Genomic DNA, 17,067 nt, shown 5'->3' on the forward strand with positions numbered 1-17,067 from the left:
ATGAGCGGCGCGGAGTTTGTTTCGATTTTGAGCGTCGCGGCGCTTAGCTCGGTGGGCCACTGCGCGGGTATGTGCGGCGGTTTTGCTATATTGCTCGCGCGGTTTTTGAGCGGCAAAGGTAAAATTTTTAGCGCGGCGATGATAGCGGGGTACAACCTGGCTAGAATTTGCGCTTATATGCTACTTGGCTTTATTTTCGGGTCGTTTGGCGGCGTATTTACGCTATCTCTTGCGGCGCGAGGCTACTTGTTCTTTGCCGTCGGCGTTTTTATGGCGGTTTTGGGCGTGGCGCTCGTTAGACGCGGGACACTGTTAAATTTTATCGAGAAAAACGCATTTTTATCCAAAATTTTAAACGAAAAAATGAAAGCTGCGATCGCTAAAAATAGCGTGCCGGGGTTTTTAGCGCTCGGGTTTTTAAACGGGCTGCTGCCGTGCGGAGTGGTTTATTATTTTTTAGCTTTAGCAGTAGCTAGCGGCAGCGGGGCAAAGGGCGCAGCCATCGCCGCGACTTTTGGCGTGGTTAGCTTTTTTGCGATGAGTTTTTACGCGCTGGTTTTAAAGGCCGTGAGCGAAAAATTTAAAAAACATGCACTAAATTTAAGCGGCGCAGCGATAATAATTTACGGAATTTACCTGGCTTTTATAGGATTTACGGCGAGCAATGGATAAGATCAAAGCAAGATTCAGGCAGTATCAAGAGGCTATCGAGGCTAGTAACATCGTCTCAAAGACCGACACCAACGGCACTATCACCTTCGTAAACGACGAGTTTTGTAAGATGTCGGGCTTTACGCACGAGGAGCTAATCGGCGCAAATCACAACATCGTGCGCCATCCCGAGGTGCCAAAGGATGTTTACGCGCGGCTTTGGGAGACGATTTTGGCCAAAAAAGTGCACAAAGGCACGATAAGAAACCGCACCAAAGACGGTCGTGACGTCTATCTAAACACGACCATCATCCCGATTTTAAATTTAAGCGGGCAGATCGAAGAGTTTCTTGCGATCAGGCATGACGTGACGGACGTGATAAATTTAAACAACGAGCTTGAAAAGACGAAAAAAGAGCTGTTAAATTTAAACGAAAATCTCGAAAACAGAGTCGCCGAGCAGACGGCCAAGCTCGTAAATTTAAACCAAAATCTAGAAAATTTGGTGAAAGCCGAGATCAAGAAAAACGAGGAAAAGACCAAAATGCTCTTTTTGCAGTCGCGTCTAGCCTCGATGGGCGAGATGATCGCAAACATCGCTCATCAGTGGCGCCAACCGCTAAACGAGCTTAGTATCACGCTTTTTAAACTAAAAGAGAGCGTGAAGTCAAACGAGAAATTCGAGGCCGGCTACGAGCACGCAAAGCGCGTGATAAAGGGTATGTCGCAGACGATCGAGGATTTTAGAAACTTTTTTAGCGTCGAGCGCGAGAAGGAGGTTTTTTTGCCATCGGCTGCGGTAGAAAACGCGCTAAAGATGGTGCAAGGAACCTACGAAAAAGAGGGTGTAGACGTAAATTTGGAGCTAAAAAGCGAGGGTCAAATTTACGGATTTGAGTCGCAGCTTTGTCAGGCCGTGATTATCCTGCTTTCTAACGCCAAAGATGCACTGGCAAATAAAAAAAACGATAAAAAAGTAACGCTAAGCTTAGAAACAAAGGATAAATTCGTTATCATAAGAGTAACGGATAACGCCGGCGGTATAAAAGACGAGATAATGGACAAGATTTTTGAGCCGTATTTCACCACGAAGCACCCGAGCGCGGGTACGGGCATCGGTCTATATATGTTAAAAAGCATAGCCAAAAATCACGGCGGAAGTGCCGGCGCTAAAAACGTAAAATTTGGAGCGGAATTTGAGATAAAGCTGCCGCTAAAGGATGAAAAATGAAAAATTTTAAAGAGCTAACGCTGCTGCTAGTCGAGGACGAGGATAGCATAAGGGAGTCTATGCAAGAGGTTTTTGGCGGCGTATTTCAAAAGGTCATTTCGGCCTCAAACGGCGACGAAGGACTTAAGAAATTTAAAAAATTTAGCCCCGATATCGTGATAGCCGACATCATGATGCCTATCATGGACGGACTTGAGATGTCAAGGCAGATAAAAGAATTCTCAAAAAACACGCCCGTAGTGATACTAAGCGCGTATAGCGAAAAGGAAAAACTACTAAAAGCTATCGACGTTGGTATCGATAAATACGTCATCAAGCCTATCGATATGGACGAGCTTTTCGTCGTGCTGGAGCAGATCGTAAAAACTAAAATCATAGGCGCCGATATCATCGATATTTCGGGCGGATATTCGTTTAATCAAACCAAAAAAGTGCTAGTAAAAAACGGCGTAGAGATCGCGCTAACCAAAAAAGAGCTGGCCTTTATCTCGCTTTTAGTTAAACGCATCGGCACGCTCGTTTTAACCGAGGAGATCAGAAACGTGGTGTGGTTTGGCGAAAAGGTAAACGATCCGGCCGTTAGGACGTTTATCAAGCGAATACGCGATAAAGTGGGCGCCGGTCTCATCAAAAACTCGCCGGGCCTTGGCTATAAAATCGAGCTTAAAAAGTAAAATTTAAAGTAGTGTAAATTTAAAACGATTAAGCGATTTTGCGCTTAAATTTTAGTAAAATAACATTTTCGTAATAAAATAAACAAAGGAGGATATCGATGCGACTAGACAGGGCGCTAAGCTACGACTACACGGTCGCCAAGTATTTTATGTTCGCGACGATACTGTTTGGGATAGTCGGCATGGGCATAGGCGTGCTAATAGCCTTTCAGATGGCATATCCTGATCTAAACTATCTCGCGGGCGAATACGGCACCTTTAGCCGCCTAAGACCGTTGCACACGGCAGGCGTGATATTTGGATTTATGCTCTCTGGCGTATTTGCTACGTGGTACTACATCGGACAGAGGGTTTTAAAGGTCTCGATGAGCGAGTCACCGTTTTTGATGACGGTAGGCAAGCTGCACTTTTGGGTATATATGCTAGTGATGGCCGGCGGCGTGTTTAGTCTCTTTGCCGGCGTTAGTACGTCAAAAGAATACGCCGAGCTAGAGTGGCCGCTAGATATCGGCGTGGTCGTGCTTTGGGTGCTTTGGGGCGTTAGTATATTCGGCCTTATCGGTATCCGCCGCGAGAGGACGCTTTATATCTCGGTTTGGTATTTTATCGCGACGTTTCTGGGTATCGCGATGCTTTATTTGTTTAACAACATGGCTGTGCCGACTAGGCTGGTTTCAGGATATGGCAACTGGTGGCACTCGGTCTCGATGTATGCCGGAGCTAACGACGCGCTAGTTCAGTGGTGGTACGGGCATAACGCCGTGGCGTTTGTGTTTACCGTGCCGATAATCGCTCAAATTTACTATTTCCTCCCTAAAGAGAGCGGTCAGCCGATATTTTCTTACAAGCTTTCGATTTTCTCGTTTTGGAGCCTCATGTTCCTTTATCTTTGGGCGGGCGGACACCATCTGATCTACTCTGCGGTGCCTGACTGGATGCAGACGATGGGTTCTGTGTTTTCGGTGGTTTTGATACTGCCGTCTTGGGGATCTGCAATAAATATGCTTCTAACGATGCGCGGCGAGTGGCAGCAGCTTAGAGAAAATCCGCTTATCAAATTTATGATTTTAGGCTCGACGTTTTATATGTTTTCTACCCTTGAAGGGCCGATTTTAGCGATCAAGTCCGTAAATGCTCTAGCGCACTTTACCGACTGGGTGCCCGGACACGTGCACGACGGTACGCTAGGCTGGGTCGGCTTCATGACGATGGCGGCGCTTTATCACATGACGCCTCGCGTATTTAAACGCGAAATTTACTCAAAATCCTTGATGGAAACTCAGTTTTGGATACAGACTATCGGCATAGTACTTTACTTTTCGTCGATGTGGATCGCGGGCATCACTCAGGGTATGATGTGGCGCGCTACCGACGAATACGGAAATTTAGCCTACTCGTTTATCGATACGGTGATAAACATAGTGCCGTACTACTGGATCAGGGCTGTGGGCGGACTGCTTTATCTGCTTGGATTTTTTATATTTGTTTATAATATCTACAAGAGTTTTGGCGCCAAAGCGCTAGAAAAAGAGCCGCTAAGCGCGAGTCCTGCTGGCGTAAAGGAGGTTGCTAATGTTTAGTTGGTTAGAGAAAAATCCCTTCTTTTTCGCGGTTATGGTTTTTATATTTATCGCCTATGCGGGCGTGATCGAGATTTTGCCTGATTTTGCCAACAGAGCTAGGCCGCTTGAGGGCACCAAGCCGCCGACGGTTTTGCAGCTTGCGGGCAAACACGTGTATATGAAAGATAGCTGTAACGCCTGCCATACGCAGCAAATTCGCCCTTTTAAGGCCGAGACCGATAGATACGGCATGTATTCGCTTAGCGGCGAGTATGCGTTTGATCGTCCACATCTTTGGGGATCAAAGAGGACTGGCCCCGACCTTTGGCGCGTGGGTAACTATCGCACCACCGACTGGCACGAAAATCACATGAAAGAGCCGACCTCCGTGGTGCCTGGTTCTATAATGCCCGCCTACAAGCATCACTTTAGCAACAACGCCGACATCGAGACGGCATACGGCGAGGCTGTAACGACGAAAAAGGTATTCGGCGTACCGTACGACGTAGAGGGTATGCCAAGACTTGGTACCTACGAGGAAGCGCAAGCAGCCGCCAAAGAAGAAGCCGCCGCTATAGTTGAAGAGATGAAGGACGAAGAGGTCAAAAAGGCCTTTGAACGCGGAGAGATCCGCGAGATAGTGGCGCTCATCGCCTATCTAAATAGCTTAAAATAGGCAAATTTATGGATGCGCAGACTCTAAGAGATATCCAAGGATACGGAGCTTTTATCTTTCTAGCCGTGTGCGCCGCGCTTCTTTACGGATACTATTTTCATCTTTATAAATCCGAAAAGAGCGGCAGGCGAAACTACGAAAGATACTCCGACCTCGCCCTAAAAGACGGTATCGACGAGGAAATTTTAGAGTCTGCGTCCATAGAGCAAAACGCTAAAAAGGAAAAATAATGCAATGGTTTAATTTAGAAGATAACGTAAATTTACTGGGGCTTATCGGAGCTATTGCCATCGTTTTAGCCACGGTTTTCGTCGTGAGTCGCTTGGTCGGGCAGATGAAGGTAGCAAAACCTAAGGCCGAGCTAAGCGAGCATAGCTGGGACGGCATAGGTGAGTACAAAAATCCCGTACCGCTGGGCTGGGCGATAGTTTATGCGATATGCATCGTCTGGGCCTTGTGGTATATGATCGCCGGCTATCCGGTAAACTCCTACTCGCAAATCGGCGAATATAACGAAGAAGTCGCTGCCGCAAACGCTAAATTTGAAAAACGCTTCGCAAACGCGGACGCCAAGACGCTTCACGCTATGGGCGAGAGCCTATTTTTAGTGCAGTGTTCCTCCTGCCACGGTATAACCGGCGACGGTATAAACGGCAAGGCGGCAGACCTTTCTAAATGGGGTAGCGAAGAAGCGATATTTGATACGATAATGAACGGCTCAAAAGGCCTTGAGTACCCGATGGGCGAGATGCCTGCGGGCATGGCTGACGAGGAGGGCGCAAAAGCGATCGCAGCCTACATCGCTAAGGAAATTTCGGGTATAAAAAAGACTAAAAACGAAAATTTGGTAGAAACGGGCAAGGAGCTTTTTGCGACCTGCGCGGCGTGCCACGGCGAGGACGGCAAAGGCATGGAGGGCAACTCTCCCGATCTATCTAAATACGGCACGGCCGAGTTTGTCGAGGACGTATTGCAGCGCGGCAAAAAGGGCGCTATCGGTACGATGCCTAAATTTAGCGACGGCAGGCTAAACGCCTTGCAGCAAAAAGCCGTCGGCGAGTACGTCATCTCGCTTTCTAAAGGAGAATAAATGGAAAACACGAATCGAAACGTTTTCGGCCTACACGGCGTGACGGGGCTACTCATCGCGACCGGGCTACTGTTAGCGATCCTAGCGGTGCTCACGTACTACGCGATCAAGCTGCAGCAAGAAGTCGCACAAAAACCATACACGCTAAACGCCTCCGAGCTAAAGATGAAAAGCACGGATAACGCCAAACAAGTGCGCGTAAAGGAGTAAATATGCAAGCGATTTTGGAGAAATTTATCGTCGCCGGACTCATTGCGGCGGCGGCATTTACGGCGTGGGCGGTGCTAACGCCAAATCACCTTTTTGTGGGATGAAATTTGATAAATCAAAGAGCGCAAACCTTGTCGCTCTTTTTCAAATTTTACGCTTAAATCCTAGCGGTGCGCTTTGTGTTTTGCGCGAAAATACGCAACTTGGCCGATGAAAATTATAAATTACGCTCGCTCAAATTTAACTATCCCTTCTCGCTTTCTCGCGCTCAAATTTGCAAATTTGACCCGCGCACTTTTTATCTTTTTGCTTTTTATTTTTTACGGCGCGGCGATTTTGCAGGGCTCAAATTTGCCTCGCGAGATAGTCTTGGTAAATCAAAATATATTAAGCCACGCAGTAAGCGATAAAATCGCGGTTTTAGGCGAGGAGCTAGCGAGCAAAAGCGGCGTGTTTGCGGGGGTCGCGGTTTACGAGAGCTTAGAGGGCAAAACGCTAAAAGAAGCGGCCGCGCAGCTAAATTTGACCCCGCCTTACGCGCTTTTGATGCTTGCTAAAGCCGAGCATAAGGTAGAAATTTTTGCCGACCCGCAGACGCTTAAGCTTTTTGATAAAGAGAAAATTTTAAGCCCGTATCCAAGCTCAGGCTCGATTTTGCCGATACTAGCGTCCAAAAACGGCAAAGATATCTTTAACGCCGCCGTTTTAAACGGCTATGCGGATCTTGCCGAACAGATCGCCGCGAGCAAGGGCGTGAGCTTGCAAAACGCTATCGGCAGCCAAAACCGCCTGACGCTAGATGCGTTTAGGATTTTTATCTACGGCTCTATCGTGCTTGTCGTTTGCGTCGCTGCGTTTAGAAAATTTAGGAGGAAAAATGGCTAAAAACTACTGGCCTCACGCTATCGTTACCGCGCTTATTTTGATAGTCGCCTCCTGCGTAGCGACCATCATTCTGGCTGTGAAAAACCCCGTGGAGATGGACGGTTTTTACTTTGAGCGCTACCAAAACGTCGATGAAAATATAAACGAGATTGAGGCTAGCCAGCGCAGATTTGACGCCAAGTACGCTCTTAAATTTGAGCCGAAATTTGACGGATTAAACGGATATTTTAATATCGCCGTCACGCCTAAAAACGGCTCGGTAGCGTCAAATTTCACGTACGAGATTTTATTAACCAGACCCGCGACGAACGAGCAAAATCAAAATTTAAACGCCAAATTTGACGGGCAAATTTTAAAAACTCAGCCCGTAACTTTGCCCAAAAAAGGCAAATGGCAAATTTTGCTAAAAATATCCGACGCAAGCGACACGGGCTTTTATAAATTTAGCTTTGAGGCGCGCTAGTTTTCTTTGATTTTCAGCCGCTCTGGGCTATCATTTCGCCAAAAAACAAAGAGCCTTTATGCAAAATTTAGACAAACTTTACATCTTTACCAACTCGCGAAAGATTCGCGAATTTAACGCGAAATTTCAAAACGAACTCGTGCCAAAAGCCATGACGATAGCGCAGTTTGAGCAAAAGGCCGTGCTGGTGCCGGGGCGCTTTGAGGCGGACGAGGCATACGCGCTGGTGCTGATGCAGCGAGCCTGCGCGAGCGTGAGAGAGGCATCCGAGCGGCTGCGCATCCCGCCCGATTTTTTTGCATTTTTAAAAAACAACGACTATCTTTTCAGCTTTTTTAAGGAGCTCGCCATCAGCAAAAAGAGTGTGGCGGATCTAAAATTTAGCGACATTTATGCCGATTACGAGGAGCATTTGGGTATCCTTGAGGCGGTGCTTGCGCGATATAAGGAGCTGCTAGCGGCCGAAAATCTATATGACGGTATCGCGCTACCTGAGATTTACCGGCTAAACGGCGGATTTGTCAAAGAATTTGGCGAGATAAATCTCGAAGTGGACGGCTTTTTGAGCGAATTTGAGTGGGAGCTGTTTGGCGAGATAGCCAAGCTAACGACGCTAAAAATCATCTTTCAAACCAGCAAATTTAACAAAAAACTGATCTCAAAACTGGCTGAAATTTCCGGCATCGAGGCGAGCGAGTTTAGCCTATACGGCGAATTTGAGCTAAATTTGAGCTCGCGCGAGCTAAAAAAAATGGGCGCCGTGCGCAAAAATTCGCTCGTTTTAAAAAGGAGTTTTGGCGCCAGGAGCTTGCAGGCGGCCTACGCGATGGCAAAGGCTAGCGAGTTCGTCGCAGAGGGCATAAAGCCCGAAAACATCGCCGTTATCTTGCCTGACGAAAGCTTTGCCGAGATCTTGCGCCTGCACGACCGCGGCAAGATGTTTAATTTTGCGATGGGCGAGAGCTTTACCCGAACGCGGTTTTTTCAAATTTTAAAGTGCATAGTAGCCGCGATAAACGACAAAATCCGCGTAAATTTGAGCGAGGATAACTACGCGAATTTTAACGAATTTGAGTTTAATCTGCATGAATTTGGCGTTGGCGGCGAGCTGTTTGCTAAATTTAAAAACGGTTTTGAAGCGCCTTGCTCGTTTGAGGATTTTAGGGCGCTTATGGAGGAGATTTTGGCGCTTGAGAGCGACCCCGCCGCAGCGCAAAAAACGCGCGAGGAGCTATTTTACGCGCAGAGTTTGGCGCGATATTTTAGCTTTACGCTGCGTCAAATTTGCGAGATATTTTTGATAAAGCTAGCGCGCTTAAGGCTTGATCACGTAGGCGGCGGCAAGATCGGCGTCATGGGCGTTTTGGAGAGTCGCGGGCTTAAATTTGAGGGCGTCATAGTGCTTGATTTTAATGACGATTTGGTGCCAAAGCGCAGCGTAAACGAGATGTTTTTAAGCTCGCGCGTGCGCCAAAAGGCAGGGCTCATCGGCTACGTAGACCGCGAAAATTTGCAGAGATTTTACTACGAGAGCCTAATCGGCGGCGCGAAAAAAGCGGCGATATGCTACGCGGCAAACGAGGAGAAAATCGCGTCGAGATTTCTCGGCGAATTTAACGCCGTGGAGGACGCGAGATTTAGAGACGAGAGCTATGCGGCGCTGTTTAACGGCGAATTTGACGCAAAGGCCGGTTTTGCGGACGAGCAGAAATTTGAGGCCGAGATGAACCCGCATCTTGACGAAAGGAGCGAGGCTAAACCTAAACAAGCAAAAACCGCCAAAGAGCGGAGTTTGTTTGAATTTGACGAAGCAGGGGGCGAGCTAAATTCGGACGCAAATTTAGTTAGTAAATTTGACGAAAACGCCGCGCAGAACAAAACGCCGAGCCAAAACCCGCGAGCGCTAAATTTTATAAAATTTACTCGAAAAACGCCCGCAAAACCTAAAATTTTCGAGCAGGATATCATCGTCAAGCACGATTTTTTCGCCATCCCGCTCTCTTTTAGCAGGCTAAACACCTATTTGCAGTGCCCGCGGCGGTATTATTACAGATATATTTTGAACGTAAAGCCGCCCGTGATGCCGCAAACGGCGTCCGCGGCGGACTTTGGCAACTCGCTACACAGGGCGCTTTTTGAGTATTACTCTAAATTTGAGAGGTTTGACCTCGCTAAATTTGAAACGGTGCTAAGGGAGCTAAACACTCCGCCGCTAGAGCGTGAGATAACGATGATAAAGATGGAAAAATTTAAGGCCATAGAGGACGCGAGATATGAGGTGGGATGGCGCGTGCAGGGACTTGAAAAAGAGCTTGATAGTGTGTTTGCAGGCGTGCGCATAACGGGTAAAATCGACCGCATAGACGGGCGCGGCGGCGAGCTAGCGGTGATTGATTATAAAAGCGGAAAATTTGATGCTAAATCCTTGCAACTACCGTTTTACGAGGCGCTCGTGGGTAGGCCTTGCGAGGGGTACTTTTACGATCTAAAAGATAATATGAACTTGGTGGCGGGCGAGGCTAGCACGGAGGCGCTTGCAGAGGCGATCGAGCAGCTAAAATCCATCAATAATACGCCGATAAATTTCGGGGAGGCTAAGGGCGCGATGAGCGAATATGAAGACTATAAAATTTTAGTGAAAGGCGAACTATGAAGCCGTTTTTGGCCCTCGAGGCGAGTGCGGGCAGCGGCAAGACCTTTGCGCTTAGCGTGCGTTTTATTGCGATTTTGCTATCGGGTGCCGACGCGCGCGAGATCACGGCGCTAACCTTTACCAAAAAGGCCGCCAACGAGATGAAAGAGCGCATCGTGCAGACCTTTTTGCGGCTCGAGGAAAAGGGCGCGGAGCTAGTCGAGCTGGAGCAAATTTTGGGCGCGGGCAGGGATGAAATTTTAGCCTTGCGCGACGCGCGGGCGACTCATTTTTTAGAAAGCGATCTAAAAATCGGCACGTTTGACTCATTTTTTGTGGGCATCTTGCGCAGCTTTTGTTTAAATTTGGGACTAAGCGCGGATTTTGAAGTGAGCGAAAATTTAAACGAGCTGCAGCGGGGCGAGTTTGTCGCGAGCGTAAGCAAGGATATGCGGCTATTAAAAGCGCTTGCGAATTTGATAGCGACGGCCGAGCGCAGTCAGAGTAGCTTTTTTGAGAGCTTGGAGATGTTTTACGAAAATTTCGGCGAGCTAAAAAGCAGCGAAAATGCGGCGTTTCCAAACGAAAGCGGCGTTGCAGCAGCGCTAAGAAATATGCGCGAATACGTCCTAGCTAGAGGCGGCGGCAAAGACGCGCAAAGCGCCGTGAAAGAGGGGAGCCCCGGCGAAATTTTAGCTCGCTCTTTTATGTCGCGCGCAAGCCTTGATTATCGCACGTTTTCTAAAATTTATACGCCGGAGCTCGACGAGATGTTTTTTGAGTTAAAAGCGCGGCTAAAGCGATATTTCGACGCGCTAGAAGAGTATAAAATCGCCGAGCTGGCTAGATTTTTAAAAATCTACAAAGAGTGCAAAATCTCGCTAAACAAAAGGCTAAATTCGCTCGCATTTAGCGACGTGACGCGCCTAGTTTACGAGCTTTTACGAGGCGGCGAGACGGACGCGCAGATGCTTTATTTTAGGCTCGACGGACGGATAAATCACTTGCTCATCGACGAGTTTCAAGACACCAACGTCGCGCAGTACGAGATCATGCGTCCGCTCATCGAAGAAATCGTCGCTGGATACGGACAAAACGGGCTTGGCAGCTTTTTTTACGTCGGCGACGTAAAACAGAGTATTTACCGTTTTCGCGGCGGTAAAAAGGAGCTTTTTGCTAAACTGATGCGAGATTTTCCGCAGATCAAAGCGCAAAATTTGGAGGTAAATTACCGTAGCAAAAAGGCGCTAGTGAGATTTACGAATGCCGTATTTGTAGGCAAAATCGAAAATTTTAAACCGCAAAGAACGCCCCAAAAAGAGGGCGAACGAGTAAATTTGGTGGGGCAGATGCCGTATTTTGAGGCACAGGAGGACGATCTTGGCTTCGTGCGGGTAAGTAGCGGCGATGATGTGGCGGTAGAGGCGGCGCAGCAGGTTAAATTTCTCCTGCAAAAAGGGGTCTGCGAGGACGATATCACCGTGCTTTGCTGGAAAAATGACGATATAAATAAAATCTCAAATTTGCTCGACGAAGCCGGCATAAAAAGCGTGAGCGAGGGCGTGACGGCGCTGCTAGCGAGCAAAAACGCGCGCGCAGTAGCGGAATATGCTAAATTTTGCCTATTCGGCGAGCGAATTTACAAGCTAAATACCGAGGCGATCCTAGACGTAAACGCCGTAAAACTAAGCGTAAATCCGCAAAAATCGGCGCTTGAGAGCTTGCACTATCTAGCGGGTAGGCTCGGCGTAGATATGAGCGACGCGGACGTTTTGCGGCTACTTGAGCTAGCGCAGCCGTATTCAAATTTGACCGAGTTTATTTATAATCTTGATAGATTTGAAGCTAAAGCGAGCGCAAAAAGCGGCGAGGGCGTGAAAATAATGACCGTGCATAAGTCAAAGGGGCTGGAGTTTGAAAACGTGATCGTGTGCGATAAAATGGGCGCCGGACGGCATGACGGGTCAAATTTCATCGCGGAATACGACGCGGATACAGGCTCCTGGCAGGTGCGACACAATGTCAAAAAACAGTGTATCGACGAGGATTTTGCAAGGCTAAAAGAAAAGGCGGCGCGGCTCGAGCGTGAAGAGGATATGAACAAGCTCTACGTCGCGCTAACGCGGGCTATCAGCGGGCTAATCATCGTAAAAAAAACGGGTGCAAACGGCAGAAATCCGAGCTTTTTTGGGGCGTACGAGAGTAGCGGCGAGGTTATAGAGTATCTTGATTTGGCTGATTTTAGCTTCGGCGAACCCACTCCTAGCAAGGCGCGAAATTTGATGTCAGCGGGCAAATTCGAGCCTATAGAGCTAGCTCAAATTTCAAAGCAAATCGTAGATGAAAGGCCAAAATCCGAGGGCAAAAATCAAAAGGCGATTTATTTTGGTTTGGCGCTGCACTATCTGCTTGAAATGGCGGAAAAATTTGACGAGAGCTCACTAAAAACTGCGCAAATTTCGATGCGAAACGCTTTTCATAAATTTTTGGACGAGGGCGAGCTGGATGAAATTTACGCGCGCGGGCTAAATTTGATAAACGAGCCTAAATTTAAACAGATGACGCAGGCGAAGAGAGTGTTTAAAGAGCAGCCTTTACGCTTTGAGGGCGCACTAAAGCAGCTTGACTTGCTCTGCGTTGGCGAAACCGAAATCTGCGTGATCGACTATAAAACGAGCGATAAAAATATAGATGAAAATATCGCGCAGGTTGAGGAGTATAAAAAAATATTGGCTCAAATTTATCCGAATTTGAGCGTGAGGGCGGCGATATTTTACGCTTTACGGGACGAAATTCGAAGCATTAATATTTAAATATAGCTTAAATTAAGCTATCTGTAAGGTGCATTTGAATACAATCACGACTTAAAATTATCTAAAGGGTAAGAAATGACGAAAATAACAAAACCAAACGAAGTGGAGCGCGAGTGGGTCGTGCTTGACGCGGCAGGCAAGCGTTTTGGTAGATTGCTAACCGAGGTAGCTACGCTACTTCGCGGTAAGCATAAACCAAATTTCACTCCGAATGTCGATTGCGGCGATTACGTTATCATAATCAACGCTTCTAAAGCCGAATTTACGGGTAACAATAAAGGCGAGCAAAAGCTTTACCACCGCCATTCGGGATATTTTGGTAGCACGAAGAGCGAGAAATTCGGCGAGCTTTTAGCTGACAAACCTGAAAAACTGTTCAAGCTAGCCGTTCGCGGAATGCTTCCAAAAACAAAACTCGGTAGAGAGATGATAAAAAAACTAAAAGTTTACGCCGGCAGCGAGCATCCGCACACGGCTCAAATAGCTAAAAAAGAAGGAAAATAATCATGGCGAAAGTTTATGCAACCGGTAAAAGAAAAACTGCCGTAGCAAAAGTCTGGATAAAACCGGGCAGCGGTAAAATTTTAGTAAACGGACTTGATCTAAACACTTGGCTCGGCGGACACGAGGCTATCAAACTAAAAGTGGTTCAACCTCTGCTTTTAACAAAACAAGAAGGTTCTGTAGACGTAACCGCAACGACTCTAGGCGGCGGATACTCTGCTCAGGCTGAGGCGCTAAGACACGGCATTTCAAGAGCATTGGCTCTATTTGATACCGACTTTAGAGCAACCCTAAAACCAAAAGGCCTACTAACTCGCGACTCACGCGTTGTCGAGCGTAAGAAATTCGGTAGAAGAAAAGCTAGAAGAAGCCCGCAATTCTCTAAACGCTAATAGTTTTGAGAGCGGTGCGAATTTAAGGTGCATTGATATTTATGATTATTTAATTATATTTTCTATAAATATCAAATGTTAAAACGAAATTTATAATTTTTGTGATATTATTAAAAAATACATTTCACCATGAAAGGATTTTCTATGAGAAAGATTGCTATTGCTTTAGTTGCTGCTACAGCTCTTTTTGCTGCTGATTCAGCTTACAATTACGAACTAACTCCGACAATAGGCGGCGTTCATCCTGAAGGAAATTTGGGAACAAATGAGCAGTCGGCTATCGGTTTAAGAATCGGAAGAAACCTTGAGAATTTCTTTATAGACCACGTAGAACTCGGTCTTAGCCACACTAACAAGATAAGAGAGTATGGCGTAGACGGAAAGGCTACTAGATATTTCGTTAATGCTATTAAAGATTTCGGTCTAACTGAAAAACTATCTCTTTACGGCTTGCTTGGTGCAGGATATGAAGATGTCTCAAAAAAATTCGTCAAAAACGATGACGGTGGCTTCGGTCAATACGGCCTTGGTTTGAGATATCAAATTACCGATAACTTTGCCCTACGCGCTGAAGCAGTAGATGCTATTAAATTTGAGCATGCAGATCACAACCTATTCTATACGCTAGGTTTTGCAGTTGGCTTCGGTGCTAAAAATGCTCCTGTAGTTGCAGAAGCTCCAAAAGTTGAGGCAGCTCCAGCTCCTGTAAGCCTTGACGATGACAACGACGGCGTTTTAAACGATGTTGATCAATGCCCAAATACACCGGCTGGCGTAGTAGTTGACGAGACTGGATGCGAGAAGGTTATCGTTCTTAGAGATATTGGTGTAAACTTCGCATTCGACAGCTACAAAATAACTCCAAAATATCTTGAGGAGATCAAGAAAGTAGCTAACTTTATGGGTGAAAACCCGGGCTACCGCGTAGTTCTAAGCGGACATACAGACAGCGTTGGTGCTGAAGCTTACAACCAAAAGCTATCTGAAAAAAGAGCAAATGCAGTTGCTAAAGCTCTTGAAGAACTTGGCGTAAGCGCAGACAAGATCACTGCTGTAGGATACGGCGAGCTTAAACCTGTCGCTTCAAATAAAACAAAAGAAGGACGCGCTGAGAATAGACGCGTTGAAGCTAGATTTAATAAATAATTAGCCTAGCTTAATAATGCATGGATGAGATTAAATTCGAACTTATTTGGTCGTTAATCTCGTCCTATTCTTTAAAAATTTTAGGTTCTATCGCCATCTTGCTTATCGGCAAATGGCTAGTAGCTAAAATCTCAAATCTTATATCAAAATTAATCATTTCCCCTAGACTTGACGAAACTCTTTCGAGTTTTTTACTAAATATCATCAAAACGCTTCTCATGGCTTTTGTAATTATAGCTGCGATCGCAAATTTGGGTGTAGAGACATCTATGTTTGTTGCTGCGCTAGGTGCCATCGGTCTTGCTATCGGTATGGCGTTTAAAGATACCTTTTCAAATATCGGTGCAGGGTTTTTGATAATATTTTTTAGGCCGTTTAAACTCAAAGATCACATAGAGGTCGCAGGCGTGCAAGGCGTAGTCAAAGAGATCAATATGTTTAGCACCGTTTTACGTACAGCCGATCACAAAACCATCATTATCCCAAACGGACGCATCATAAGTAGCAATATAATCAACTTCTCAAAAGAGGGCACTAGACGCGTCGAGCTCGTGTTTTGCATAGATTATAAAGACGATTTAAAGCTTGTAAAAGAGATTATTTTAAACCTAGCCAACGAAAACAAAAAAATCCTAAAAGAGCCAAAGCCATTCGTTGGCGTCGGAAGTTTGGGTGAAAATAGCGTAAATTTGACCGCCAGATTTTGGTGCGCGAGCAGTGATTTTTCGGATGTGCAGTTTGCTATGCTAGAGAGCGTTAAGCTTGCATTCGACGCCCAAGGCATCTCTATACCATCGCCGCAGCTTAGAATCCGCTATCAGGATAAAAAACAAGACAATCAAATTTGATTTGCTTGATTGCACGGTTTTCCTTGGTTCTTTGACTTTTTTGTGTGGTATGTTGTAGATTGGTCTTATGCTCGCATCCTATTTGGTTCCATAAGGCAAATAGATTAAATTTGATCCAAAATCAATACCGCACAAGCCCTTTAAAAATGTACAAATTTTGACGTATAGCTTATCTATCGTATTGCGAAATTTAAATTTCGCCACTTTCGCTAAATTTAAAATCTAATTCATATTTTAAAGTCAAATTTGACAGCATAAACATTTTAACAAATCTGTAATTTTGGTGCCCCAGAGCGTGGTCGCATAAAATTTAGTCCAAAGCCAAAAAGCATAAATTTAAAAAATAAAAATTTGCAAAAGCTATCTTAAGGCAAATTTTAAAATACAAAAAGTAAAATCAAAGTTTATTAAAACGTAAATTCGGCGCTAAAATGCTGTCAAATTTGCAACATCAAAATAAAAAATGAAAGAAGTAAAATGAAAAAAACCATACTTTTTGACCTCGACGGTACGCTCATCGACTCGACGCCTGCGATCCTTGATGGATTTGGCGCGGCTTTTCTCGCTCACGGCGAACCCACGCCAAACCCTGAAGCCGTCAAAGCTCTAGTCGGCCATCCGCTTGATTTTATGTTTGCCGGGCTTGGCGCTCCGACGCATCTCGTGCCTGATTATATCGCAGCGTACAAGGCACGATACGAGCAGATTTTTTTAGAACAAACATCGCTACTTGAGGGCGCGGCTGGTGCGTTATCGCTTGCTAGCGAGGTTGCGGACGTTGGCGTCGTGACAACGAAAACGTCGAAATTTTCAGTCATTTTGCTTGAGCACTTGGGCGTTATGAAATTTATCAAAACCGTGATCGGCAGAGACGACGTAGTAAATCCAAAACCAGACCCAGAGCCTATAAACACGGCCCTTGAGCGCCTAGGCAAAACGAGCGCGCAGGATAAGGCGAGCGCTTTTATGATCGGTGATACGACGATGGATCTAGAGGCGGCGAAGCGTGCCGGGATTGCTGGCGTCGGGCTAGTTTGCGGCTATGGCAATGAGGCTGATTTACGCGGGCACTCAAATTTGATCTTTAAAAACGCATTTGAAGCGGTTAAATTTATAGCAGGTAGATGAGCTTGGCTTGCGGCCGTATCGGTTAAATTTAACGATCAAAGCCTATGTCTAGGCTTACTAAACGATTATTTTTTCTATTGTGTTGCGTTAGAATTTAGCCGCTCGCGGGGCAAAAAATAAGTCAAATTTGCGGCAAGCTCACAAGCAAAAAGGTAAATTTTA

Annotated in this window: 17 protein-coding genes; all 17 read left to right on the top strand. The window is 46.1% G+C overall.

Features of this window, described 5'->3' with window-relative positions:
- The 17 genes from EE116_RS03645 to EE116_RS03725 all read left to right on the top strand — a co-directional run bounded on the left by EE116_RS03645 (position 1) and on the right by EE116_RS03725 (position 16,905).
- Positions 1-672, top strand: coding sequence for a sulfite exporter TauE/SafE family protein (locus EE116_RS03645; protein ID WP_122873276.1), 672 nt, complete (start codon positions 1-3; stop codon positions 670-672).
- Positions 665-1,882, top strand: coding sequence for a PAS domain-containing sensor histidine kinase (locus EE116_RS03650; protein WP_122873277.1), 1,218 nt, complete (start codon positions 665-667; stop codon positions 1,880-1,882). The genes EE116_RS03645 and EE116_RS03650 overlap by 8 nt, the downstream gene beginning before the upstream one ends.
- Positions 1,879-2,556, top strand: coding sequence for a response regulator transcription factor (locus EE116_RS03655; RefSeq protein WP_122873278.1), 678 nt, complete (start codon positions 1,879-1,881; stop codon positions 2,554-2,556). Before EE116_RS03650 ends, EE116_RS03655 begins: the two co-directional genes overlap by 4 nt.
- A gap of 98 nt (positions 2,557-2,654) precedes the next feature.
- Complete coding sequence (gene ccoN, locus EE116_RS03660; protein WP_122873279.1) at positions 2,655-4,136, top strand: cytochrome-c oxidase, cbb3-type subunit I; 1,482 nt, start codon at positions 2,655-2,657, stop codon at positions 4,134-4,136.
- Positions 4,129-4,794 (top strand): cytochrome-c oxidase, cbb3-type subunit II, encoded by a 666-nt coding sequence (ccoO, locus tag EE116_RS03665; RefSeq protein ID WP_122873280.1) that lies wholly within the window; start codon positions 4,129-4,131, stop codon positions 4,792-4,794. Before ccoN ends, ccoO begins: the two co-directional genes overlap by 8 nt.
- Positions 4,795-4,802: 8 nt before the next feature.
- Positions 4,803-5,024, top strand: coding sequence for a cytochrome c oxidase, cbb3-type, CcoQ subunit (locus EE116_RS03670; protein WP_122873281.1), 222 nt, complete (start codon positions 4,803-4,805; stop codon positions 5,022-5,024).
- Entirely contained in the window at positions 5,024-5,884 is an 861-nt protein-coding gene (locus EE116_RS03675; RefSeq protein ID WP_122873282.1) for a c-type cytochrome, read from the top strand. The genes EE116_RS03670 and EE116_RS03675 overlap by 1 nt, the downstream gene beginning before the upstream one ends.
- Positions 5,885-6,094, top strand: a complete 210-nt coding sequence (locus tag EE116_RS03680; RefSeq protein ID WP_122873283.1) for a DUF4006 family protein — start codon at positions 5,885-5,887, stop codon at positions 6,092-6,094.
- Positions 6,095-6,304: 210 nt separating this feature from the next.
- A complete protein-coding gene (locus tag EE116_RS03685) occupies positions 6,305-6,979 on the top strand; it encodes a hypothetical protein (protein WP_122873284.1) in 675 nt (224 codons plus the stop codon).
- Positions 6,972-7,442, top strand: a complete 471-nt coding sequence (locus tag EE116_RS03690) for a FixH family protein (RefSeq protein WP_122873285.1) — start codon at positions 6,972-6,974, stop codon at positions 7,440-7,442. The genes EE116_RS03685 and EE116_RS03690 overlap by 8 nt, the downstream gene beginning before the upstream one ends.
- 58 nt (positions 7,443-7,500) lie before the next feature.
- Positions 7,501-10,095, top strand: a complete 2,595-nt coding sequence (locus EE116_RS03695; RefSeq protein WP_122873286.1) for a PD-(D/E)XK nuclease family protein — start codon at positions 7,501-7,503, stop codon at positions 10,093-10,095.
- Positions 10,092-12,887 carry a RecB-like helicase gene (locus EE116_RS03700; protein ID WP_122873287.1) on the top strand — a complete coding sequence of 932 codons (2,796 nt, stop codon included), beginning with the start codon at positions 10,092-10,094 and terminating at the stop codon, positions 12,885-12,887. Before EE116_RS03695 ends, EE116_RS03700 begins: the two co-directional genes overlap by 4 nt.
- A gap of 75 nt (positions 12,888-12,962) precedes the next feature.
- The gene (gene rplM, locus EE116_RS03705) at positions 12,963-13,391 is read left to right on the top strand and encodes a 50S ribosomal protein L13 (RefSeq protein ID WP_122873288.1); all 429 of its coding nucleotides are present in this window, start codon (positions 12,963-12,965) and stop codon (positions 13,389-13,391) included.
- Between the two features lie 2 nt (positions 13,392-13,393).
- A complete protein-coding gene (gene rpsI, locus EE116_RS03710; protein WP_122873289.1) occupies positions 13,394-13,783 on the top strand; it encodes a 30S ribosomal protein S9 in 390 nt (129 codons plus the stop codon).
- A 144-nt stretch (positions 13,784-13,927) separates the two neighbouring features.
- Positions 13,928-14,929 (top strand): OmpA family protein, encoded by a 1,002-nt coding sequence (locus EE116_RS03715; protein WP_122873290.1) that lies wholly within the window; start codon positions 13,928-13,930, stop codon positions 14,927-14,929.
- Positions 14,930-14,949: 20 nt separating this feature from the next.
- Positions 14,950-15,777: a mechanosensitive ion channel domain-containing protein gene (locus EE116_RS03720; protein WP_122873291.1), complete on the top strand. Its 828-nt coding sequence runs from the start codon at positions 14,950-14,952 to the stop codon at positions 15,775-15,777.
- Between the two features lie 477 nt (positions 15,778-16,254).
- Positions 16,255-16,905 (top strand): HAD family hydrolase, encoded by a 651-nt coding sequence (locus tag EE116_RS03725; protein ID WP_122873292.1) that lies wholly within the window; start codon positions 16,255-16,257, stop codon positions 16,903-16,905.
- Positions 16,906-17,067: the final 162 nt, after the last annotated feature.

It is taken from the genome of Campylobacter showae (assembly GCF_900573985.1).
GTDB lineage: Bacteria > Campylobacterota > Campylobacteria > Campylobacterales > Campylobacteraceae > Campylobacter_A > Campylobacter_A showae_E.